The sequence below is a fragment of the Sanguibacter sp. 25GB23B1 genome (assembly GCF_040012415.1).
Classification (GTDB): domain Bacteria; phylum Actinomycetota; class Actinomycetes; order Actinomycetales; family Cellulomonadaceae; genus Sanguibacter.
The window spans coordinates 1-23,113 of record NZ_JBDYKL010000033.1 but is presented as its reverse complement, the minus strand read 5'-3'; the positions used below and the strand labels follow the sequence as shown (position 1 = coordinate 23,113).

Annotated in this window: 16 protein-coding genes; 10 read left to right on the top strand and 6 right to left on the bottom strand. The window is 72.2% G+C overall.

Going from position 1 to position 23,113, the window contains the following annotated elements; all coding sequences use genetic code 11:
• Positions 1-9: 9 nt before the first annotated feature.
• Positions 10-231 carry a hypothetical protein gene (locus ABKW26_RS16015; RefSeq protein WP_348594927.1) on the bottom strand — a complete coding sequence of 74 codons (222 nt, stop codon included), beginning with the start codon at positions 229-231 and terminating at the stop codon, positions 10-12.
• On the opposite strand from ABKW26_RS16015, the gene ABKW26_RS16010 reads away from it, so the two are divergent.
• From ABKW26_RS16010 to ABKW26_RS16000, 3 genes are all read left to right on the top strand, one after another.
• Positions 194-1,153 (top strand): DUF3152 domain-containing protein, encoded by a 960-nt coding sequence (locus tag ABKW26_RS16010; RefSeq protein WP_348594925.1) that lies wholly within the window; start codon positions 194-196, stop codon positions 1,151-1,153. The genes ABKW26_RS16015 and ABKW26_RS16010 overlap by 38 nt on opposite strands.
• Before the next feature lie 177 nt (positions 1,154-1,330).
• The gene (locus ABKW26_RS16005; protein WP_348594923.1) at positions 1,331-4,531 is read left to right on the top strand and encodes an ATP-dependent DNA helicase; all 3,201 of its coding nucleotides are present in this window, start codon (positions 1,331-1,333) and stop codon (positions 4,529-4,531) included.
• The gene (locus ABKW26_RS16000) at positions 4,528-7,953 is read left to right on the top strand and encodes an ATP-dependent DNA helicase (protein ID WP_348594921.1); all 3,426 of its coding nucleotides are present in this window, start codon (positions 4,528-4,530) and stop codon (positions 7,951-7,953) included. Before ABKW26_RS16005 ends, ABKW26_RS16000 begins: the two co-directional genes overlap by 4 nt.
• Here the strand turns inward: ABKW26_RS16000 and ABKW26_RS15995 are convergent.
• Entirely contained in the window at positions 7,950-9,185 is a 1,236-nt protein-coding gene (locus ABKW26_RS15995; RefSeq protein WP_348594920.1) for a phosphotransferase, read from the bottom strand. The two genes, ABKW26_RS16000 and ABKW26_RS15995, sit on opposite strands and share 4 nt — an antisense overlap.
• A gap of 143 nt (positions 9,186-9,328) precedes the next feature.
• Between ABKW26_RS15995 and nudC the strand changes: the two genes are divergently transcribed.
• On the top strand, positions 9,329-10,366 hold the full coding sequence (gene nudC, locus ABKW26_RS15990; protein WP_348594919.1) for an NAD(+) diphosphatase: 1,038 nt from the start codon (positions 9,329-9,331) through the stop codon (positions 10,364-10,366).
• 23 nt (positions 10,367-10,389) lie between these two features.
• Here nudC and ABKW26_RS15985 read toward each other — a convergent pair whose 3' ends face one another.
• Positions 10,390-10,668 (bottom strand): mycoredoxin, encoded by a 279-nt coding sequence (locus ABKW26_RS15985; RefSeq protein WP_348594918.1) that lies wholly within the window; start codon positions 10,666-10,668, stop codon positions 10,390-10,392.
• Between the two features lie 136 nt (positions 10,669-10,804).
• On the opposite strand from ABKW26_RS15985, the gene ABKW26_RS15980 reads away from it, so the two are divergent.
• Positions 10,805-12,898: an ATP-dependent DNA helicase UvrD2 gene (locus ABKW26_RS15980; protein ID WP_348594917.1), complete on the top strand. Its 2,094-nt coding sequence runs from the start codon at positions 10,805-10,807 to the stop codon at positions 12,896-12,898.
• 388 nt (positions 12,899-13,286) lie between these two features.
• A complete protein-coding gene (locus ABKW26_RS15975; RefSeq protein WP_348594915.1) occupies positions 13,287-13,649 on the top strand; it encodes a WhiB family transcriptional regulator in 363 nt (120 codons plus the stop codon).
• A gap of 28 nt (positions 13,650-13,677) precedes the next feature.
• Here ABKW26_RS15975 and ABKW26_RS15970 read toward each other — a convergent pair whose 3' ends face one another.
• Entirely contained in the window at positions 13,678-14,709 is a 1,032-nt protein-coding gene (locus tag ABKW26_RS15970) for a ThiF family adenylyltransferase (protein WP_348594913.1), read from the bottom strand.
• Between the two features lie 100 nt (positions 14,710-14,809).
• Here ABKW26_RS15970 and ABKW26_RS15965 point away from each other — a divergent pair, with 100 nt between their 5' ends.
• Entirely contained in the window at positions 14,810-15,484 is a 675-nt protein-coding gene (locus ABKW26_RS15965) for a M48 family metallopeptidase (RefSeq protein WP_348594912.1), read from the top strand.
• Positions 15,485-15,490: 6 nt separating this feature from the next.
• Here the strand turns inward: ABKW26_RS15965 and ABKW26_RS15960 are convergent, their stop codons facing one another.
• Positions 15,491-16,978: a zinc-dependent metalloprotease gene (locus ABKW26_RS15960; protein ID WP_348594911.1), complete on the bottom strand. Its 1,488-nt coding sequence runs from the start codon at positions 16,976-16,978 to the stop codon at positions 15,491-15,493.
• A gap of 87 nt (positions 16,979-17,065) precedes the next feature.
• Between ABKW26_RS15960 and ABKW26_RS15955 the strand changes: the two genes are divergently transcribed.
• Positions 17,066-18,112: an NAD-dependent epimerase/dehydratase family protein gene (locus tag ABKW26_RS15955; RefSeq protein WP_348594910.1), complete on the top strand. Its 1,047-nt coding sequence runs from the start codon at positions 17,066-17,068 to the stop codon at positions 18,110-18,112.
• Between the two features lie 77 nt (positions 18,113-18,189).
• The gene (locus tag ABKW26_RS15950) at positions 18,190-19,338 is read left to right on the top strand and encodes a PDZ domain-containing protein (RefSeq protein ID WP_348594908.1); all 1,149 of its coding nucleotides are present in this window, start codon (positions 18,190-18,192) and stop codon (positions 19,336-19,338) included.
• A gap of 41 nt (positions 19,339-19,379) precedes the next feature.
• Here the strand turns inward: ABKW26_RS15950 and ABKW26_RS15945 are convergent, their stop codons facing one another.
• Positions 19,380-19,940, bottom strand: coding sequence for a PPA1309 family protein (locus ABKW26_RS15945; RefSeq protein WP_348594907.1), 561 nt, complete (start codon positions 19,938-19,940; stop codon positions 19,380-19,382).
• Between the two features lie 139 nt (positions 19,941-20,079).
• Here ABKW26_RS15945 and ABKW26_RS15940 point away from each other — a divergent pair, with 139 nt between their 5' ends.
• Positions 20,080-23,106 (top strand): UPF0182 family protein, encoded by a 3,027-nt coding sequence (locus ABKW26_RS15940; protein ID WP_348594905.1) that lies wholly within the window; start codon positions 20,080-20,082, stop codon positions 23,104-23,106.
• Positions 23,107-23,113 lie beyond the last annotated feature (7 nt).

Genomic DNA, 23,113 nt, shown 5'->3' with positions numbered 1-23,113 from the left:
GGCACCAGCCTAGGGGAACGCCACGAATTTCTGGCACCATGGACGGGTGACGCGCCTGCCGAAGACCCCCGCAGACAGGACCGCTCCAGGTGCACCTGCGGCAGAGGAGTCCCGGCGCGCGAGGCGCGAGGCGGCCGCGCGGTCGTCCAGGTCGTCCGGGCGGACGACGTCGTCGAGCACGAGGAGCTCCTCCGTGCGCCGCAGCGGGCTGCGGACCCGTCCCGTCGTCACGCTCACCCTCCTCGGGATCCTCGCCGGCGCAGGAACCGGGGCCGCCGCGTCCGAGACCGGCCTCTCAGGGCTCGCCGCCCTCATCCAGGGCCGTGCCGGCGAGCCGCTCGCCGAGGACGTGCCGGCGGCGATCGTCAAGGTGCCGACCGAGAGCGCGGCGAGCCGCGGCAGCACACGTGATGCACTGACCAACGACGTCCCCTCGACCGAGGCTCCCGTCGTCGAAGCACCCGTGATCGCCGAACCCACCGCCGCGGAGCTCGCTGCTGCGCAGGCGGCTGCGGACGCCGCAGCCGCTGCCGAGGCGGCCGCGCAGTCCGCGGCTCTCGCGGCGGCAGACCCGATCCCGGCCGGGGTGAGCGAGCCGGACTTCCTCGCGGGCATCCTCTCCGCGGCGCCCGCGCACGAGGGCGACGGAACGTTCTTCGTCGTCCCGGGCGAGGTCCCGGCACCCGGGACCGGCGACGTGAAGACGGTCCGCATCCAGGTGGAGAACGGGCTCGAGATCGACGCCGAGAAGTTCGCCACCCTCGTCCTCGCGACGCTGAACGACCCACGCAGCTGGGGCGGTGACGGCTCCCAGACGTTCGCCCGGACGGCATCGGCCGACGCGACGTTCAGCGTCTCGCTCGCCAGCCCTGACCTCGTCGACGACCTGTGCGCACCGCTGGACACCGAGGGCCTGTGGTCGTGCGGCGTCGAGCGGCACGCCGTGCTCAACTCGATGCGGTGGACCGAGGGCTCGGGCATCTACGGTGACGACCGGGTCGCGTACCGCGAGTACCTGGTCAACCACGAGGTCGGCCACGTCCTCGGGTACGGGCACGTGCAGTGCTCTGGCCGGTCCGCCCTCGCCGACGTCATGGTCCAGCAGAGCGGCGACTCGCTCCCGTGCGTCCCGAACGGGTGGCCCTTCCCCTGATCGTCCCGCCGGGCTCGTCGCCCGGCGCGCACGCGGTCGCTCCGGCACGTGCTGTCGGTGGTTCGAGATGTCAGTGGGCCGTGATGGGATCTCCGTGTGGATCTCCTACCCCCTCGCCTGCGCTCTCTGTCGTCGTCGACGGCGAACGCCCCGGGGTCGTCCGGCGCAGGTGCACCCGTGGTCCTCGATCCGTCGCAGGAACGTGCACGCGCCGGTGCACGGGAGGTCCCTGTGGCGCTCGTGCTCGGCGCGGCCGGGACGGGCAAGACGACCCTGGCTCTCGAGCTCGTCGCAGCGGCCGTCGCGGAGGACGGGCTGCGTCCCGACGAGATCCTCGTCCTCAGCGCGACCCGACGTGGTGCGGGTGTGCTCCGAGATGCGCTGGCCGCGCGGCTCGGGATGACGGTGCGCGGTGCGGTCGTCCGGACGGCACCGTCCGCAGCCTTCTCCGTCCTGGCCAAGAACGCGCAGTCGTTCGGCGACCCGGCTCCGACCCTCATCACAGGCCCTGAGCAGGACCTCGTTCTGGCGGAGCTGCTCCTCGGCCACTCCCGCGGCGAGGGGACACCGGTGGGTTGGCCCGCGTCGATCCCGCCGGAGACGCTGGCGCTGCGCGGATTCCGGGACGAGCTCCGTGACCTGCTCATGCGTTCGGCCGAACGGGGCGTCGACCCGAGCGGTCTCGCAGCCCTCGGAGCGCGGCACGGCCGTCCGGAGTGGGTGGCCGCGGCGGCGGTGTACGAGGAGTACCTCGACGTCATGGCGCTGCGCCAGCTCACGCCCGACGCCGGCGCGCGCTTCGACCCCGCGGTCGTCGTGGACGAGGCCGCGCGCGTCCTGGCAGGGTGGGACGCGGACGACAAGCCCCGCTGGCGCCTCGTCGTCGTCGACGACTACCAGGAGAGCACGGCAGCGACCGCGCGGCTCTGCCACATCATGGCCGTCGACGGTGCCCGGCTGGTCCTGCTCGCCGACCCCGACTCGGCGGTCCAGACCTTCCGTGGGGCGAGCCCGGCGCTCGTCGGACGAGCCGCCGCAGGTCGACCCCCCGCGCCCGGGTCGCGTCCGGGCGTGGGCGCGGCCGTCGGAGAGCTCGGCGCCGAGGTCTTCGTCCTCGAGACCGCCTGGCGGCACGGCCCCGAGATCCGCCGAGCGACGGGGCGCGTCACGCAGGAGATCGGTTCGGTCGTCAGCGCCGAGCACCGACGCGCCCGTCCTGCGGCAGGGCGGGAGGACGGCGTCGAGGTGGCCGTCCTGCCGAGTGCGGCCGGCGAAGAGGCGCTCGTCGCGCGGACCCTCCGTGCCGAGCACCTCCTGCGGGGCACACCCTGGTCGCAGATGGCGGTGGTCGCGCGGTCCGGTGGCGCGCTCGTCCGGCTGCGGAGGGCGCTCGGCAGCGCGAGCGTCCCGGTCGCGCTCCTCGGTACCGACGTCCCCTTGCGCGACGAGCCGGCCGTCCGCCCGCTCCTCGCTGCGCTCCGCGCGGCCGTGTCGGGCGAGCTGGGCGTCGAGTCCGTCGTCGACCTCCTCACGTCCCCGCTCGGCGGGCTCGACGCGGTCGGGCTCCGTCGTCTGCGCCGAGCACTGCGCGGCGAGGAGCTCGGTGCCGGCGGCGGACGCTCCTCGGACGCGCTGCTCGTCGAGCTCGTCGCGGACCCGGAGCGCACGGCCACCCTGCGCTCCGACGTCGCACGTGCACCCCGACGTGTCGCTGCGATGCTCGCCGCCGGACGGTCCGCCGTCGGCGTCGACGGCGCCACCGCGCAGACCGTGCTGTGGGCGGTGTGGTCCGCGGCAGACGTGTCAGAGACATGGCGCGCGGTGGCTGTCAACGGCGGCTCGGGCGCGGCCCGTGCCGACAGCGACCTCGATGCCGTCATGGCGGTCTTCCGGGCCGCTGAGCAGTTCGTCGACCGGATGCCCCAGTCACCGCCGCTCGCGTTCGTCGAGTACCTCGAGTCGCAGGACCTGCCCGCCGACAGCCTCGCGGCCCGCGCTGCGGCGGGCGAGACCGTCCAGCTCCTCACGCCTGCGGGCGCAGCAGGAGGCGAGTGGGACGTGGTCGTGGTCGCCGGTGTCCAGGACGGCACCTGGCCGGACCTCCGTCTGCGAGACTCGCTCCTGGGCTCTCAGGCACTCGTCGAGGTGCTCGCTGGTCGTGCCGACAGCGCCAGCGGCGTCGGTCCCGAGGCACGCCGGTCCGTGCTCGCGGACGAGCTCCGCGCCTTCGCTGTCGCGGTGTCCCGTGCGCGACGCCGGCTCGTCGTGACGGCGACGCGCGACGCCGACAACGAGCCGTCGGTGCTCGTCGACCTCCTCGCGCCACCCTCCGACGACGACGTCGACACCGTCGACGGCCCCGAGTCGCCCCTCCTCGCGGCTCCGCTCGACCTGCGGGGGGTCGTCGCCACGCTGCGGACCGAGCTCGCGGCCGAGCTCGACGCCGAGGCCCGCACCGGCCGGCCCGGGGAGGCCCCGGCCGTCGGAGCGCTCCTCGCGTCGCTCGCCCGGGAAGGTGTCGCCGAGGCCGACCCCCGGACCTGGTACGGGTCGAGCGAGGTCTCCTCCGCCACCCCGCTCCGGGAGCCGGGAGCGCTCGTCCCGGTCTCGCCGTCCAAGGTCGAGCAGGTGCACCGCTGTGCGCTGCGCTGGGCCCTCGAGAGCGCGGGCGGCACGAGCGCGGAGGCTCTCTCGCAGTCGGTCGGGACACTCCTCCACGACATCGCGCGGGAGCTGCCCGCCGCAGGGCACGCGCAGCTCGCCGCCGAGCTCGACCGCCGGTGGGACGAGCTGCGGATGCCTGCGGGGTGGCCGACGGTCCAGGCGCGGCGTCGCGCCGACGGCATGGTACGCAGGCTCGCCGACTACTACAAGGACGTCACGGGCGAGGTGGTCGTCGAGGAGGCCTTCGAGATCCAGGTGGGTCGTGCGGTCCTCCGCGGAGCCGTCGACCGTCTCGAGCTCGCCGACGGCGGTGTCCGCGTGACCGACCTCAAGACCGGCAGAGGCATCCCGAGCGCGCGCGACGCCGAGACGAACGCGCAGCTCGGTGCCTACCAGCTCGCCGTCGAGGAAGGCGCGTTCCCGTCGCTGCCGCCGGGGACGCGCAGCACCGGCGCGCAGCTGGTCTTCATCAGCGAGGGCGTCCGTGCGACGCGGCGCACCCAGGGCGCTCTCGGCGACCCCGAGACCAGCTGGGCGCGCACGCTCGTCGAGGAGGCCGCCGAGACGATGGCCGGCGCGGGCTTCTCAGCGGTCGAGAACTCGTTGTGCGCGATGTGCGGGGTGCGGCGATCCTGCCCGCTGCAGAGCGAGGGCCGCCAGGTCATCGGTCCTGCGCCAGCCGAGACGGACCCCGACGAGAGGAGCCTGTCATGAACGTGGTGGTGCCCGCCCCCGAGCCGGTGAGCGCGGCGCGAATCGCCGACCTCCTCGGTCAGCACCGTCCCACCGCGGAGCAGACCGCCGTCATCGAAGCTCCGCTGGGACCGATGCTCGTCGTCGCCGGAGCAGGCTCCGGCAAGACGGAGACGATGTCCGCGCGCGTCGTGTGGCTCATCGCGAACGGGCACGTCCTGCCCCAGGAAGTCCTCGGCCTGACCTTCACCCGCAAGGCGGCGGGGGAGCTCGCCGAGCGCGTCACGAAGCGGCTGCGCCAGCTGCGTCGCGCGCGCCCCGGCGCCGCGGCAGGTGCCCTCGACGCGCTCGACCGCCCGACCATCTCGACGTACAACGCCTACGCCGCGTCGCTCGTGCAGGACCACGGGCTCCGGATCGGACGGGAACCGGGCGCCCGGCTCCTCACCGAGGCGAGCCAGTGGCAGATCGCCAGCAGCGTCGTCGAGAGCTGGCACGACGACCTCGGTACCGACGCGGCCGTCTCGACGGTCGTGGGATCGGTGCTCGACCTCTCCAACGCCCTGAGCGAGCACCTCCTCGGCGTCGACGACGCACGGGCGGGCCTCGGACGGCTGCTCGGGTCGATCGAGGCCACACCGTTCGGCGGCCGTCGCACCTCGCTGCACGCCGACATCGTCAAGCTCGCACAGTCCCTCATGGAGCGTCGGCGGCTCCTCGACGTGGTCGAGGCCTACCAGGCGCGCAAGCGCGCCATGGATGCCGTGGACTTCGGTGACCAGATCGCCCTGGCCGCGCAGCTCGCCGAGGAGGTTCCGGCCGTCGCAGCGGGGGAGCGCGCGCGCTTCAAGGTCGTCCTCCTCGACGAGTACCAGGACACGTCGTACGCCCAGATCAGGCTCCTCGCAGCGCTGTTCGGCGACGGCCACGCCGTCACGGCCGTCGGCGACCCCAACCAGTCGATCTACGGCTGGCGCGGAGCGAGCGCCTCCGGCCCTGCACGGTTCCCGGACCAGTTCCTCACTGTCGACGGCTCGCGCGCGCCGACCCATCACCTGAGCACGTCGTGGCGCAACGACCTCGCGATCCTCGACGTCGCCAACACGACCGCCGCACCCTTGTACGCCGCCGACCCCGCCAACTCGCTGCCCTCGCTCGACCCGCGTCCCACCGCAGGGATCGGAGCGGTGCACGCGGTCTACGGAGCGACGCTCGAGGAGGAGGCCGAGGCGGTCGCCGAGTTCGTGGCCAAGCACCGAGACGACGGCCGGGCGACCGCTGCGGTCCTGTGCCGCGCACGCAGCCAGTTCCCGGTCATCGAGGCCGCGCTGCGCGTGCGCGGGCTGCCCGTCGAGGTGGTCGGGCTCGGTGGGCTGCTCACCACCCCCGAGGTCGTCGACCTCGTCGCGCTCCTCGAGGTCGCCCACGACCCGTCCCGGGGTGACTCCCTCATGCGGCTCCTCACCGGACCGCGCATCAACCTCGGTGCGAGCGACCTCCACGCGCTCGGTGCGCGCGCGAAAGAGCTCGCCCGGCGACACACGACGGCGAGCACGGCACAGGGCGACGCGACCGACGAGCGCTCGGTGATCGACGCGCTGGACGACCTGCCGCCGCTCGCGTGGCACGGTCCGGACGGCCGGTCGTTCACGGACGACGGGTGGGCACGACTGCGCTCCCTCGCGGCGACGCTACGTGAGATCCGTGCCGTGACATACCTGTCCCTGCCGGAGCTCGTCGACCGTGCCGAGCGGGCGCTGGGCCTCGACATCGAGGTCGCCCTGGCTGCCGAGCGTGTCCACGCCACCGGGGTGCCCCGGCCTGCGTCCGACCCGCGCGGACGAGCGCACCTCGACGCCTTCCGATCGGTGGCCGCGTCCTTCTCCGACGCGGCGGAGACCGCCACACTCGGAGCGTTCCTCGCCTGGCTGACGACCGCCGAGCAGCGTGAGCGCGGTCTCGGCCGCCCGGTGAGCACCCCCGACCCGGCCGCCGTCCAGCTCATCACGGTCCATGCTTCCAAGGGGCTCGAGTGGGACGTGGTCGCCGTCCCCGGCATGGTCGACGGAGTGTTCCCCTCGACGCGCTCGAACGGGGACGCCGGCCCGTCGTCCGCCGGATGGCTCACCGGCCTCGGCTCTCTGCCGTTCCCCCTGCGTGGCGACGCGGGCGACCTGCCCGACCTCGAGCTCGGTGGTGCCGAGGACTCCGCAGAGCTCAACGCCCGGCTCGCAGACTTCCGCCACCGCTGCGGCGAGCACGAGGTGCTCGAGGAACGTCGGCTGGCCTATGTCGCCTTCACCCGCGCACGGTCGCACCTGCTGCTCAGCGGCGCCTGGTGGCGCACCGCGCTCAAGCCCACCACCCCGTCGCTCTTCCTCAGCGAGCTCCAGGACGCCGGTGTGCTCGACGAGCTCACGGTCGCCGACGAGCCCGCCCCCGGGACGAGCAACCCGCGCGACGACGACGTGCGCAGCGCGTGGTGGCCCGCAGGAGCGGCGGTGCCCGACGCGCCTGCCGGCGCCACGGCGCTTCCGTCCGTCCCGACGGGAGCGGCCTCCGAGCTCTCTGCTCTCGACCTCGTGCGCCGGTCCCGAGACGTCGTGCTCGGGGCTCTCGGACGCGCGGAACCCGACGCGCTCGCGGAGGTGGCTCCCGTCCGTGGACGGGACGGCACCGACCTCGTCGAGCTCAGCGAGATCCTTCTTGCCGAGCGCGCCGCGGCGCGCGGCGCGTCGCACGACATCGAGTTCCCCAGTCACATCTCTGCCTCGGGCCTCGTCGAGATCGCCCGGGACAGGTCGTCCTTCGCGCTCGCGCTGCGGCGCCCGGTCCCGCGCGAGCCGTCCGTCCACTCCCGGCGCGGTACCGCCTTCCACCTGTGGGTCGAGCGCTTCTACGGGTCGACCTCGCTCTTCGACGTCGACGACATGCCCGGTGCCGATGACGACCACATCGACGGGGACCAGACGCTCGTCGACCTCCAGCGCACCTTCGAGGCGTCGGTGTGGGCCACGCTGCGACCGCTCGAGGTCGAGGTCGCCATCGACACCGTCGTCGGAGACGTCATCACCAGGACACGGATCGACGCGGTCTTTCCCGATCCCCAGCGCCCGGCACGCGACGGCCAGCCTGCGGGCGTCGTGGTCGTCGACTGGAAGACGGGCCGTGCGCCGGCCGACCCGGAGGCTCGACGCGCGAGAGAGGTGCAGCTCGCCGTGTACCGGCTCGCGTGGTCGCAGTGGTCCGGGCTGCCGCTCGACCACGTCTCGGCAGCGTTCTACTACGTCGCGGACGACACGACCGTCCGACCGGAGCGCCTCGCCGACCGGACCGAGCTCGAGCGGCTCGTGCGTGGAGAGCGTGAACCTGAGCGCGAGGAGCCGGAACTGCGGTCCCGCAGCAGCGCGGTCGTGGACGTCGCGCGCGGGGCGGCGCGCTAGCTGTCGCGCTCGGTGGAGCTCTGCTCCGGCGTCGCCTCGCCGCTCGTCGCCTGGTCGCTGCCCGAGCGGGTTCCTGCGTCAGGCACTGCGTCAGGCCCTGCGTCGGGCGCGGCGGCGGTCCCGTCCTCGCCGACCACGGAGTAGCTCGTCGTGGCGACGTCCTCGAGAGGTCGCGGCATGACCTTGTCGTAGTCCGGCACCGCGTACGGCGCGGGAGGCGGTACCGAGTCGTCGACCGGCGCCTCGGCAGCGTGCGGGCCAGGTGTGGCGTCGGTCCCGGTTGGCTCCGCCCACCCTCCGGCCGCGACGCTGAACGCACCGACCTCGGTCGCTGCGCGGTCGAGGTCCTTGAGCATCCCGACAGCGTCCTCGACGACCTCGGGAGCGTCGTTGCGCACACCGTGCAGGAGCCAGCGGGCGAGGGCGAGCTCGCTCGCGAGCAGTGCACGCTCGACGAGGTGCGGGTCGATGAGCTCGGTGCGCCGGATCTGGTAAGCCTCCATGAGGGAGTCTGCCGCGTCCTGCGGTGCAGAGACGAGCAACCACGCGAGGTCGTCGGCGGGGTCGCCCACCTGCACCTCGAAGAAGTCCGTCAGGGCGCTCACCTGTCCTGACCGGACGAGGACGTTCTCCGCGGCGAGCGCCGTGTGCGTGATCGTCGGCCGGAAGCGCCACAGCGCGACGTCCTCGAGCGACCGTTCCCACCGGCGCAGGAGGGTTGCGGGGACGCGTCCGGTCTTGGCCGCCTCGTCGACCTCGGAGAGACGACGCTGGCGGTACTCCTCGGCGGAGTACGCGGGATGGCCGGACGCCTCGACGAGGGAGACGGGCAGCTCGTGGAGGGCGGCGACGGCACGGCCGACGCTCGCGGCCAGCCCGGGACCGGGCGTGAGGCGGTGGACCTTCAGGGGATGGCCCGGCGGCTCCTCGTAGACGACGGCGCGGCCCGCGTCGGGGAGCGCGACGAAGCCGGCAGGGCGCGGCACGACGAAGGGGAGGAGGCCCGAGTCGACGTGCGTCTCGAGCCCGGAGAGGAACGCCGCCTCTGCCTCGAGCGCCGCGCCGGCGGCGGGGGTGCTCGGTGCACGGACGACCCAGCGCCTGCTCTCGGCGTCGATCGCGACAGCGCAGTCGAAGCCGTCCGGGCCGTAGGCCGGGACCACGTGGTGCACGTCGAGTCCCGGCACGGCGAGGGTCGACAGGGCTGCGAGGGCGAGCGGAGAGCGTTGCACACATCAACGGTAAGCGGACAGGCCCTCGATCGGCGCCAGGCTCCCCGTCGTGGCCGACGATTGTGGCCGCTCCCACACCGCGCGCCCGTCGTTCGCGCACGGACCAGGGCCGGCGCAGGTCCGAGGGGACCTACGGTGGTGTCATGGGATTCATCGACTGGGACGCTCTTCCGCTCTCGCGCGCGGCCGTCGGGCGTGACGCCGACCGCCGCACCGACCCCGCCGTCGTGCACGACGCGCTCGGCGAGGCGGGGACCCGTGTCGTCCTCGTCCACCGTGGCCGCCTGGCCGTCGTGCCGCCGGAGCCTTCCGCAGAGGTCGGACGATCGCTGGCGCTCCTGCCGGCCGGAGACGTGGACCGGACGCTCGTCGAGGACGCAGTTCCGGGTGCGCGGTCGCAGCGGGCGCTCTGGCTGTACCTCGGTCGCGAGGACGGCCCGTCCGGCGACGCGTACGTCGCCGTCGTCCTGCACGACGAGGACGGGGCGCAGCTCGACATCGAGGGGGTCGCCCCGACGAGCCCGGTGACCGACCTCGTCGAGAGTCACGAGTGGGCGTCGCTGCGAGACGTCGGCGCGCAGCTGAGCATCCGGGACGCCGGTCTCGCGACCCAGTCCGTCGGGCTCGCGGCCTGGCACGCGGCGCACCCGCGCTGTCCGCGGTGCGGGGAGCCGACCGAGGCGACCACCGGCGGATGGGTCCGCCGGTGCACCAACGACGGTTCGGACCACTATCCCCGCACCGATCCGGCAGTGATCATGGCGGTCGTCGACCCCGAGGACCGCCTCCTCCTCGGGCACGCCGCCCAGTGGCCGGAGGGGCGCTACTCGACGCTGGCCGGCTACGTCGAGCCGGGGGAGTCCGTGGAGAACGCTGTCCGCCGCGAGGTGCACGAGGAGTCAGGGCTGCGGATCGGTGCCGTCGAGTACCGCGGCAGCCAGCCCTGGCCGTTCCCGGCCTCGCTCATGATGGCGTTCGTCGCACGGGCGACGAGCACGGAGATCACCGTCGACGGGGTCGAGGTGACCGAGGCGCGCTGGTTCAGCAGGGACGAGCTCGCCGCAGCCATCGACGACGGCACGGTCCTGCTGCCGAGCGCCACCTCGATCGCCAGGGCCCTCATCGAGGACTGGTACGGCGCAGGCCTGAGCGGCTCGTGGGGAGCCACGCCGGCCCGGTGACCGGACCGGCGAGGCCGGGTCGATCAGAGGCCGAGGCGCGCCTTGACGTCCGCGAGCGACGGGTTGGTCGCGGACGACCCGTCGGGGAAGACGACCGTCGGCACCGTCTGGTTGCCGCCGTTGACCTGCTCGACGAACGCGGCGGTCCCGGGGACCTCCTCGATGTTGATCTCGGAGTACTCGATCCCTGCGGAGGCGAGCTGGCTCTTCAACCGACGGCAGTATCCGCACGTCGAGGTCGAGTACATGACGATCGTCCCGGCGTCGGGGATCGAGGGGGCTACGGCTGTCGTCTCGCTCATGGGTGCGGGTCCTCTCGTGGATCTCGGGTGTCGACCCCTCAACAGGGGGACGGGAGAGAACTATTCCCGGTCGCACCCCGTTCGGCGAGGAGACAGGCGTCCGGACTGTCGGTCCGGCCTGGGACACTGGAGCGTGATGTCTGCTCCTTCCTCCGTGCCCGACCACCGCGCAGCGCCGCGCACCCTGCTCCCCGACATCCCTCGGTCGGCCGAGGCGATCCTCGATGCCCTGGACCCCGACCAGCGTGACGTCGCCGAGGCGCTGACCGGCCCGGTCTGCGTCCTCGCCGGCGCCGGTACCGGCAAGACGCGAGCGATCACGCACAGGATCGCGTACGGCGTGCGCACGGGCGTCTACACGCCGACGTCCGTCCTCGCCGTGACGTTCACCGCGCGTGCGGCCGGTGAGATGCGGACCCGGTTGCGCGACCTCGGCGTCGCGGGCGTGCAGGCGCGGACCTTCCACGCCGCAGCCCTGCGTCAGCTGAGCTTCTTCTGGCCGCAGGTCGTGGGCGGTGCGCCCCCGCGGATCCTCGAGCACAAGGCACAGGTGGTGGCCGAGGCCGCCCGCAGGCTCGCCCTGAGCGTCGACCGGGTGGCGGTCCGCGACCTCTCGTCCGAGGTCGAGTGGGCGAAGGTCTCGCTCGTGACCGCCGAGGACTACGAGCGCGCGTGCACCGCGATAGCCCGGCCCTCGCCCGCGGGCTACGACCACCGCACGGTCGCCCGGCTCCTCACGTCCTACGAGGACGTCAAGACCGAGCGCTCGGTCATCGACTTCGAGGACGTGCTGCTCATGCTCGGCGACATGCTCGCCTCCCAGCACACGATGGCGGAGACGGTCCGGCGCCAGTACCGCCACTTCGTCGTCGACGAGTACCAGGACGTCTCGCCCCTGCAGCAGTTCGTCCTCGACCAGTGGCTCGGCGGCCGCGAGGAGCTCTGTGTGGTGGGGGACCCCAGCCAGACGATCTACTCGTTCACCGGCGCGACCCCGCACCACCTGCTGACCTTCAAGAAGGCGCACCCGAAGGCACAGGTGATCCGGCTCGTCCGGGACTATCGTTCGACGCCGCAGGTGGTCGAGCTCGCGAACAACCTCCTCGCGGCGAAGGGCGTGCGGAGGTCCGGCTCGCACCCTGCGCTCGAGCTCGTCGCGCAGCGACCCGCGGGCCCTCCGGTGACGTTCACGTCCTACGACGACGACGAGTCGGAGGCGGCGGGCATCGCCTCCCGCGTGTCCCGTCTCGTCGCCGCTGGTACCCCGGCAAGCGAGGTCGCGGTGCTCTACCGGACGAACGCCCAGTCCGAGGCGTTCGAGCAGGCGCTCGCGGACGCGGGGATCAGCTATCTCGTCCGCGGCGGAGACCGCTTCTTCTCGCGGCGCGAGGTGCGCGACGCGATCGTCCTGCTCCGGGGCGCGGTGCGCTCGGCGGAACCCGACGTCCCGATGACCGAGACCGTGCGGGACGTGCTGACGTCCGCGGGGTGGTCGGCTGCTCCACCCACGGCGCGCGGAGCGGCGCGCGAGCGCTGGGACGCGATGCAGGCGCTCGTCGGCCTCGCTGACGACCTCGCCGCGAAGGACCCCGCCACCACCCTTGCGGACCTCATCGCCGAGCTGAGCGAGCGGGCGGCCGCACAGCACGCCCCCACGGTCGACGGCGTGACGCTCGCGTCGTTGCACGCGGCAAAGGGGCTCGAGTGGGACGCCGTCTTCCTCGCCGGGATGAGCGAGGGCCTCATGCCCATCTCGTTGGCGGAGACGGACGAGGCCGTCGCGGAGGAACGGAGGCTGCTCTACGTCGGGATCACCCGCGCGCGCGAGCACCTGGACCTGTCGTTCGCGCGCTCCCGGAACCCTGGTGGGCGTGCGACACGCAAGCGCACGCGGTTCTTGGACGGGCTGTGGCCGGGAGAGGCTCCGGGCCGTGCGCGCAAGGGGGCAGGGTCGGCGAGCGGCGCCACCACCGTCAAGGTGTCGGGAAACTACGACGAGGCGCTCTACGAGGCGTTGCGCGAGTGGCGGGTCGCCCAGGCGAAGGTCATCGACCGCCCTGCTTTTGTCGTCTTCTCGAACTCGATCCTCCAGGCGATCGCCGAGGTCAGACCCTCCTCGGTGCCGGAGCTGGCACGCATCGACGGGGTGGGCCCGAGCAAGATCGACGCCTACGGCGAGAGCGTCCTGGGCCTCGTCAAGAAATACGTCGAAGATTCTCTCGATAAATAGGTTGCGTGCGTCGCGCGCACGGTCTTATGGTTCACGAGTCCCTGTAGGAGGGCGACGGCCGAGAGGCTCGAGCCCGAGACGAGAGGAGGTGGGTGCACTGATGAAAAACCAGACGATGACAGATGTGACATGGCTCAGCGGCCATGACGGCCTTGAGCGCCGTCCGCGTTCCATCGCGTTCACCGCATCTTTTGCTACCCAGGACTCCGTCTCCAGGACCTGCTCCGTCTGAGAACCAGACCGAGCCGTCCAGGCCGCGGAGTCCCCCAGGGATCCGCGGCCTTCGTGTTTCTTCAGCAGCTCCGGCGTCAGCGCCGTCGCCTCTGCGGCACGAGAGCTCCGTGCATCCCCACGTTCTGACACGACAAGGGATCATCAGGAGGACACCGTGCGGCAGACAACGCTGCTCGACACGATTTCACGGCAGGGCTCGGCGGGACAGACCGTCCCGACGGCCACGCCACCACAACCCACCCTCAGCACGCACGAGGGACGGGAGTTCGACAAGCTCGTCGCAGGGATGGCCCCGTGCCGGTCCAACGACCCGGAGCTCTGGTTCGCGGAGCAGTCGGCGAGGATCGAAGAGGCCAAGGCGCTGTGCCGCGAGTGCCCGCTCATGGTCAGCTGCCTGACCGGAGCGATCGACCGCGCCGAGCCCTGGGGGGTCTGGGGCGGCGAGGTGTTCGTCGACGGGGTCGTCGTCGCGCGCAAGCGCGGCCGCGGAAGGCCGCGCAAGGACGCGGCCGCATGACCGGGACCGGCACGACCGGGACCAACGGTCACCGGGGCGAGACGTCGATGCACCCGCAGTCCGGGTGCATCTCCCAGCGGCGCAGCCGGGGCAGGGCATCGGGGATCGACAACTCGATGCTCGCCCCGGTCGTCGCGGGCCGGAACCCGTCCAGCCCTGCCAGGACGTGCGCGGCGGCCAGCGCGCCGGCGAGGCCCGCGAGCGACGAGTCGAGCGCCGCCGGCGCGAGCCGTCCCGCGCGTCGCAGCTGCGACGCGAGGTCCGGCCACAGACTGTCCTGATCGGTCCGGTGGAGGTCGAGGCACGTCAGGCACGGGCTCCGTCCCGGTTCGACGAACGGACCGACGACGACGTCTCCCTCCCGGATCGTCACTGCGAGGTGCGGCACCCCCTCGGACATGAGGCGTGCGGTGCGCATCGGGTCCGCAGCCTCCTCGAACACCATCACGACGACGTCAGGGGCCTCCGAGCGACCTGACCCCGCGCGTGTCCCCGGGTACGCGCGCGCGACCACCTCACCTGCGGCCCGTGCCCGCGGTGCGCCGACGTCCTTCTCCCGCAGCCCGCCGAGCCCGACGTCGGCGGGACGCACCGGCCGGCCGTCGTCGAGCAGGAGGGTCCCCACCCCGGCTGCGGCGAGCGTGCCCGCGATGACCATCCCCAGCCTGCCGAGCCCGCAGAGCCCTACGACGGCGCTGCGGCGGTCCGCGAGCGTCTGCCGGTCGAGCGCTCCGGGGACGGCGGTCTCGAGCGCGGCCGCGTCGTCCAGCAGGGCGGACGGCACGCGCGGACCCGAAGAGTCGTGGGTGACGGCCGCGAGCAGACCCGCATCGTCGAGGATGGTCAGCAGGGTGCGGACGCGTTCGTCCGGGACGCCGCGGGCACCGGCCCGGGCGAGCAGCGTGCCCGTGCTCGGGCGGTCGGCGTCCCCCAGCCCGAGAAGGAGCTCGTGCTCAGGCTCGGTCAAGCCGGTGACGAGTGTCGCCCACCGGGGATCTGCTCCGAACTGGAGCTGGCCCTGCCCGCGCTCGAGCACGCGGAGGTTCGATCGAAGTCTCATTCGTCGACCTTGTCACCCGACGGCCCGGAGCGGCCGTTGTCCACAGGTGCTCTGCGGCGGGTTGCTGGCCTTGTCGCAGGTGAGCCGCTACGGTCTTGGTGTGCCTGAGGCTGGCGAGGGACTGCATACGGCAGTCGAGGTCCGGCGCAGCCGCCGTCGCAAGACCACGGTGAGCGCCTACCGCGACGGGGACCGGACGATCGTGTCGATCCCTGCGCGGTTCTCGCGCGCCCAGGAGCGGGAGTGGGTCCAGCGCATGCTGGACCGCCTCGCCGACAAGGAGCAGCGGCGCCGACCGTCCGACGAGGGACTCGCCGCCCGCGCCGCCGAGCTCTCCGCGCGCTACCTCGGCGGCCGTGCGAACCCGTCGTCCGTCCGCTGGTCCTCCCGGCAAGGTCGGCGCTGGGGCTCGTGCAGCCTGCCGGAGCGCTCGATCCGGATCTCCACGAGGGTGCGGGGGATGCCCGGATGGGTGCTCGACTACGTGCTGCTCCACGAGCTCGCTCACACGCTCCACGCGGGGCACGGGCCGCAGTTCTGGGCGCTCCTCGAGGCGTACCCGCGTACGGAGCGCGCGCGAGGGTTCCTCGAGGGTTTCGCCTTCGCGAGCGACGCGGGCGACGGCGACACGGAGCCGACCCCCGGCGACGACGCTGACCGTGCGGACGACCTGCACCAGGCCGACCACCCGGCTCTCATCGACGAGACGGACCCCGCTGACCGTGACGCTCCGGCCGCTGACGGTCCGGGGTCGGGTTCGCCGGCAGGTCGCTGAGCCGGGTCACGCAGGCGCGGCGCTGCCGTCAGGCCCGTCCTCCGGACGCTCACCGTCGCCGTTCTGCGCCTCGCCGGTCTCGGCGTCGGAGAAGATCTCGGCCAGCGCCTTGTCCACGTCGGACTGCTCGGCCGACACCTGGTCGCGGCGTGCGAAGTACCCGGCCGGGTCGTCGAGGTCGGCGGTCCCGGGAAGGAGGTCGGGGTGGTCCCACACACCGTCGCGGGCAGTGGCTCCGACCTCACGGTCGATGGACGCCCAGAGCCCGGCAGCGTCCCGCGAGCGGCGGGGGCGGAGCTCGAGCCCGACGATCGTCGCGAACGTCTGCTCGGCGGGGCCGCCCGCTGCGCGACGGCGCCGGATCATCTCGCGCAGGGCCACGGCGTGGGGCAGGTGGGGGAGCGCAGCACGGGCCGTGACCTCGTCGACCCAGCCCTCGACGAGAGCGAGAACGGTCTCGAGCCGCAGCAGGGTCGCCTTCTGCTCGTCGGTCGACTGCAGACCGAACACGCCACCGGAGAGTGCTCCCTGCAGTGCTTCCGTGTCGGTCGGGTCGATCTCCCGGAGCGAGCTCTCGAGCGCGTCCATGTCGATCGTGATGCCCCGGGCGTAGGACTCGATGAGCCCGAGCAGGTGGCCACGCAGCCAGGTGACGTGCGTGAAGAGCCGTGCGTGCGCGACCTCGCGCAGGGCGAGGAAGAGGCGGACCTCGTCCTCGGGCGCGTCGAGGTCCTTGGCGAACTCGGCGATGTTCGTGGGCACGAGGACGGTCGCGGGCTCGGCGAGCAGCGGGACGCCGATGTCGGTGCCACCGAACACCTCGCGGGACAGGGTCCCGGCCGCCGTCCCGATCTGCATGCCGAAGACGGCCGCTCCGAGCTGGCGGATGACCTGGGACGGGTCGAGCCCGCCGGCCGCGCCGAGGAGCCCCGCCGGGAAGCCCTCGCCGGAGATCTCCAGGCCGAGCGAGTCGGGGAGCTGGTCCTTGAGGATCGCGCTCAGTGCGTCGACGACCGAGGCAGCGACCGGCTGGGCGAGGATGTTCCACGCCGGGAGGGTCCGCTCCACCCACTCGGACCGGCTCAACGCGGATGCCGTGCCGCCTGCCGGGGGGAGCTCGGTCGCTGCGTCGAGCCAGAGCTCGGCGACGGAGAGTGCCTCGGTCGCGACGCGGACCTGGTGGGCGGTGAGCGACGGGTCGCCTTCGGCGACGGCCACCTGGCGAGCGACGTCGTGTGCGACGTCGCTGTTCACGGGAGCCCCGCCCGAGGTGCTCAGCAGGCGCTTGACCTGGTCGAGGACGTGCTGGAGCATCTGGGGGTCGTTCTGGAAGGCCGAGCCGGACGCCAGTGCCTGCGGGTCGAGGCCCTGGGCGCGCAGCTGGCGCATGGCCTCCTCGCTGTCGGACCCGAAGAGGGAGCGCAGGAGCTCCTCCCACTGGGAGGGGTCCGGCTCGCGCGGCGCGCCGGAGGGGTCGGACGGGTCGCTGCTCATAGGGTCTCCTGGGACGATGACTGCGGTCTCGGACATCAGCTCGGACCACCGTAACCACAATTGACCAGACCGGGAGGGTCCTCGCACATGACAGCGGTCCCGGTTCGCTCTGGGCGCACACACGAGACGCGCCGCGACGACGTCGTCGTCGTCGGAGACAGCCCGGTGGCGCGCGGGATCCGGCACCGCCTCGGTGCCCGCGAGGTGGACACGACGGACGAGGACCTCGACCGCTTCGCGGGTGCGCACGTCGTCGTGCTCGTCGGCCACGGGGGCGACTTCTCGCGGATGGTGGGTCGCGAGGCGCGGGACCGGAGGGCGACCGTCGTCGCGGAGGTCGAGAAGGACGTCGTCGACGCGCGCCTCGCGGGCGTCCGGCACGTCGTCGGCATCAGCTCGGCGATGGTCAACGGTGCCGCCCCTGGTCGGCCGGTCATCGAGGACGGCGAGGAACCGGTGATCGCCGTGGACGACGGCTCCGTCGGAGACCTGCTGACCTTCGAGTCCACGCTCGAGGCGCTCGCGACAGGACCGGGCGAGGCTGAGCTGTCGGTGACGATCCTCCGGCCGGCAGCCGTCGTCGGTCCGGACGTCGACACCCTCATCACACGCCACTTCGAGGCGCCGCGGGTCCTCACGCTCAAGGGCGCCCGTCGGGACTGGCAGTTCGTGCACGTCGAGGACGTGGCGGACGCCGTGGTCGCGGTCGTCGCGCACGGCCTGACAGGTCGCATCACCGTGGGCGCGCTCCGTGACGGCGAACCGGACGTGCTCTCGCCCGAGGACGTCCTCCGGGTCGCCGGGATGCGTGCGGTCGACCTGCCGGCGGTCACGGCCTTCGCGACGGCCGAGCGCCTGCACCGCGTCGGTGTCCTGCCGCTGCCGGCGAGCGACATGACGTTCGCCGTCTATCCGTGGACGGTCGGCGCCGGGTCGCTCCACGACGCCGGGTGGAGGGCGACCTCGTCGAGCGAGGAGTGCCTGCGGATCCTCCTCGCGCAGGTCCGTGGGCGTGTCGGTGTCGCCGGTCGTCGTGTCGGTGGACGCGACGCCGCAGCGCTCGGGGCTGCGGGAGCGGCCGTGGCACTCCTCGGGACGGCCGCGCTGTGGAGACGGGCGCGTGGGCACGCCTGAGCGTGCCGTGACCCGTCGGAGGAACGGGGGAGCGGGCATCCCAGTCCACGTCCAGGGTCGTCAGGGATGATGGCCTCGTGACGATCGATCCCCAGAACCCGTTCTCGCCTCCCGAGCGGCCTCCGCTCACGCCCCGCGCCGTGACGCTCGGCGTCTCGTTCCTCGCGACCGTGCTGCTCCTCTCCGGACTCGCTGTCGTGCCGTCCCCGTACGTCGTGAAGTCCCCGGGGCCCACACGGGACACGCTCGGGTCGTTCGACGACCAGGAGCTCATCAGCATCACCGACGCGGAGACCTTCGAGTCGACCGGCGAGCTCCGCATGGTGACCGTCGGTGTGAGCGGTGGGCCCGGCTATGCGGTGTACGCGCCGCAGGTGGTGCAGGGGTGGTTCGACGGCACACGCGCGGTCTTCCCGGTCGAGGAGGTCTTCGCACCCGAGCTGGACAAGGAGACGGTCGACGCGGCCAACGCCGCCGACATGACCGCGTCCCAGCAGAGCTCGGTCTACGTCGCGCTCGACGCGCTCGGGTACGAGATCCCTGTCGACCTCGTCGTCAGCGGCACGGAGGACGGCACCGGAGCCGACGAGGTGGTGCAGCCCGAGGACGTCATCGTCGCGCTCGACGGGACGCCGATCACCTCGTTCGACCAGCTCGTCACCGCGCTGGACTCGGTGGACCCCGGAACCACGGTCACCCTCGGGGTGCTGCGCGACGACGCCGAGGTCGACGTGGACTTCGCGACGTCGGCCAAGGACCCCGACGCCGCCGACGCCCAGGACGGGGGATCACGCCTGGGCGTGGTCATCGAGCAGCACATCGGGGAGCTGCCCGTCACCGTCGAGTTCCAGACCGCGGACATCGGCGGACCGAGCGCAGGCATGATGTTCGCCCTCGGCATCCTCGACAAGCTCACCCCGGAGGACGAGCTGAACGGAGAGGTCGTCGCGGGCACCGGGACGATCGAGACAGGTGGCGACGTGGGCCCGATCGGTGGGATCCAGCAGAAGCTGCACGGGGCGCTGCGCGACGGCGCGGGCTGGTTCCTCGCTCCGGTCGAGAACTGCGACGAGGTCTACGGGCACGTGCCGGACGGACTGAACGTGGTGAAGGTCGACACCTTCGGCGAGGCCCGCGCGGCGATGGTCGCGATCGGCGAGGGCAAGGGCGAGGGGCTGGCCACCTGCACCGCCGAGGACGCCGAGGCGGCGATCAGGTCCCGCTGAGGATCGCGTGAGGCGACCGTGCGTCGCACGGTGGTGGTGCGTCACTCGAAGGTGGAGAGAAGCCCTTCGATGAGTCCGGGCACGAGGTCGGCGCCCACGGCGACGTCGTTGTCGGAGTCGTTGACCCGGGTCCGCACGGCACACCAGGAGACGCCGTCGCGCAGCACCCCGACCGCCATGCGCACGTCCTGCCGCTCCGGGTGGCTCGAGAGGTAGACGAGCGCGGCTGCCGGGTCGTCCGGGATCTCCTTCTCCGCCGAGGGCGGCAGGACGATGCGCTCGACGACGACAGCGGTGCCGATCACGGCGTCCGGCCACGTGATCGAGGCGAGGAGATCCTCGAGCGCGTCGGTCTCGGGGAGCTCGTCCTGCTCGACCGAGGTGAGGTGGCGGGGATCGTCGAGCGCGGCCTGCACGGTCGCGGCGGGGAGCTGGTTCGCGAGCTCGGGCTCGGCGAGGAGCGCCTCCTGCGTGGACACGAGGGCGAAGACGCGGGTCGGAGCGTCCCAGCCCATGGCAGCCACGTGGCGTTCCACGTCGACGACCGCATCGGCGAGGGCTCGCTGGTTCTCGGTGAGGGAAGGTGCCGCAGGCGATGTCATGGCACACAGGATCGCAGATCCGCGTGGGCGTGACCACGACCCGCCCACCTGCGCCGCGTGAAGGAACTGTGGGAACCTTGGAGCGTCTGCGAGCGTTGGCCAGACAACGAGTCTCACCCTAGAGCGAGGATCTTCCGCCGTGTCTTTTGCAGCACCGCCTCGTCGTCCAGCTCCGGCCACGGGCCGCAGCGGACGACGACCCAGCCCACTGGCGATCACCATCGGCGCCCTCGGCGTCGTGGTCGTCGTGATCTTCCTCCTCGCGCAGTTCTGGACGGAGGTGCTCTGGTTCACCCAGCTCGGGTACTCGAACGTCATCTGGACCCAGTGGGGCGCCCGCGCAGGCCTCTTCGCCGGCGGTTTCGTCATCATGGCCTCGGCCGTGTTCGCGAGCCTGCACCTCGCTCATCGAAACCGGCCGATCTATGCGCCCTCGACGCCTGAGCAGGCGACGCTCGACCAGTACCGCGAGGCTGTCGAGCCGTTGCGCAAGCTCGTCATGATCGCAGCCCCGGTGCTCCTCGGGCTGTTCGCCGGGGTGGCCGCGTCGTCACAGTGGACGACCGTGCTCCTGTGGATCAACTCGGTGCCGTTCGGAACCGTGGACGCGCAGTACCAGATCGACCTGTCCTTCTACGTCTTCACGCTCCCGGCCTTGCGCTTCCTGGTGAGCTTCGTCATGGCGGTCGTCGTCATCTCCGGGATCGCGTCGCTCGCGACCCTTTACCTCTACGGCGGGCTGCAGATCGGCGGACCGGGCGGCGGGGCGCGCACCACGCACGCGGCACGGATCCAGCTCGCGTCGCTCGCCGCGCTCCTCATGATCCTCATCGGTCTCAACTACTGGCTGGACCGCTTCTCGATCCTCAAGACCGGTGGCGAGCGGTTCGCGGGTGCGTCCTTCGCCGACGTCAACGCTGTCATCCCCGCCAAGGCGATCCTCGCGGGGGTCGCTGTGCTCGTCGCCGCACTCTTCATCATCACCGCGATCCGCGGCAACTGGCGCCTGCCGGCCATCGGTGTCGGTCTCATGGTCGTCGCCGCCATCGTCGTGGGCGGGGTCTACCCGGCGATCGTGCAGCGCTTCCAGGTCACGCCGAACGCTCAGCGTCTCGAGGCGGAGTTCATCCAGCGCAACATCGACGCCACGCGGCTCGCGTTCGGTCTCGACGACATCGAGACGCAGTCGTACAACGCGAAGACGACCGCCGAGGCCGGAGCGCTGCGTGCGGACGCAGAGACCACGGCGTCGATCCGGCTGCTCGACCCGACGATCGTCAGCCCGTCCTTCCGCCAGCTGCAGCAGAACCGCGGCTACTACAACTTCACGGACACGCTCTCGGTCGACCGCTACGTCATCGACGGCGAGAGCCGGGACACGGTCATCGCGGTCCGCGAGCTCGACCTCAGCGGCCTGGGCAACGACCAGCGCAACTGGGTCAACGACCACACGGTCTACACCCACGGTTTCGGCGTGGTCGCGGCCTTCGGCAACCAGATCGGTCCCGACGGACGGCCCGCGTTCTACGAGGGCGGGATCCCGTCCGTCGGTGGGCTGACGGACCTCAACGAGGACGGCTACGAGCCGCGCATCTACTTCAGCCCGACCTCCCCGGACTACTCCGTCGTCGGTGCTCCCGAGGGCACGGAGCCGTGGGAGCTCGACTACCCGACGGACGAGGAAGGCGGACAGGTCAACACGACGTTCCCGACCCAGGACACCTCGATCGGTCCGGACGTCGGCTCCTTCATGAACAAGATGCTCTATGCGCTGAAGTTCCAGGCGGAGGAGATCCTCTTCTCGAGCCGCGTGACGGAGGACTCGCAGATCATCTACGACCGCGACCCCCGCGAGCGTGTGCAGAAGGTCGCGCCCTACCTCACGCTCGACGGTCGTGTGTACCCGGCGGTCGTGGACGGCAAGGTCAAGTGGATCGTCGACGGCTACACGACGTCGAACGAGTACCCGTACTCCGCGTCGGAGTCCCTCGAGGACGCGACGGCGGACTCGCTCACGGCGTCGTCCGCGAGCATCGCCGCGCTGCAGCCGCAGGAGGTCAACTACATCCGCAACTCGGTCAAGGCCACGGTCGACGCCTACGACGGCTCGGTGACGCTCTACGCGTGGGACCCCGAGGACCCTGTGCTCCAGGCCTGGCAGGGAGTCTTCCCGGGAACGGTGGAGCCGATCTCCGAGATCAGCGGAGAGCTCATGAGCCACATCCGGTACCCGGAGGACATGTTCAAGGTCCAGCGCACCCTGCTCACGCAGTACCACGTGGACTCGGCGTCGGAGTTCTTCTCGGGCCAGGACTTCTGGCGCAACCCCGAGGACCCGACGGTCGCCGGGGAGAACAAGCCGTTGCAGCCGCCGTACTACCAGACCCTCCAGATGCCGGGCCAGGACGAGCCGACGTTCTCGCTCTCCTCGTCGTTCATCACGGGCGGTACGGGTGACCGCAACGTCCTCACCGGTTATCTCGCGGTCGACGCCGAGGCCGGCGACGAGGCAGGCGAACCTGCTGAGGGTTACGGCAAGCTCAGGCTCCTCGAGCTGCCGCGTGGGTCGACCGTGCCCGGCCCCGGACAGGTGCAGAACAACTTCAACTCCGACAACGAGATCGCGCAGAACCTCAACCTGCTCCGGCAGGGCAACTCGACGGTCCTCAACGGAAACCTGCTGACCCTGCCGATGGGCGGTGGCCTGCTCTACGTGCAGCCGGTCTACGTGCAGTCGTCGAGCGGCACGCAGTTCCCGCTGCTCCGCAAGGTGCTCGTCGCCTTCGGTGACGAGGTCGGCTTCGCCGACACGCTGGACGGGGCACTGGACCAGGTGTTCGAGGGCGACTCGGGTGCGACGGCCGGTGACGCCAACCAGCCGGACGAGGGAGACGTGCCGGTGGACGACACGCCGACCGAGACCCCGACCGACACGCCGACGGATGCCCCGACGGACGAGCCCACAGACGCCCCGACGACCGCTCCGCCGGTCGACGGCGGCGACCCCCGGGCTCGCCTCGACGCCGCGCTGGCCGACGCGGGCCAGGCGCTCGTCGACAGCCAGACGGCGCTCTCCACGGGAGACTTCGCGGCGTACGGCGAGGCGCAGGAGCGTCTCCAGGTGGCGATCGAGGCCGCGGTGGCCGCGGAGGCCGAGCTGCAGTAGCCCGCCG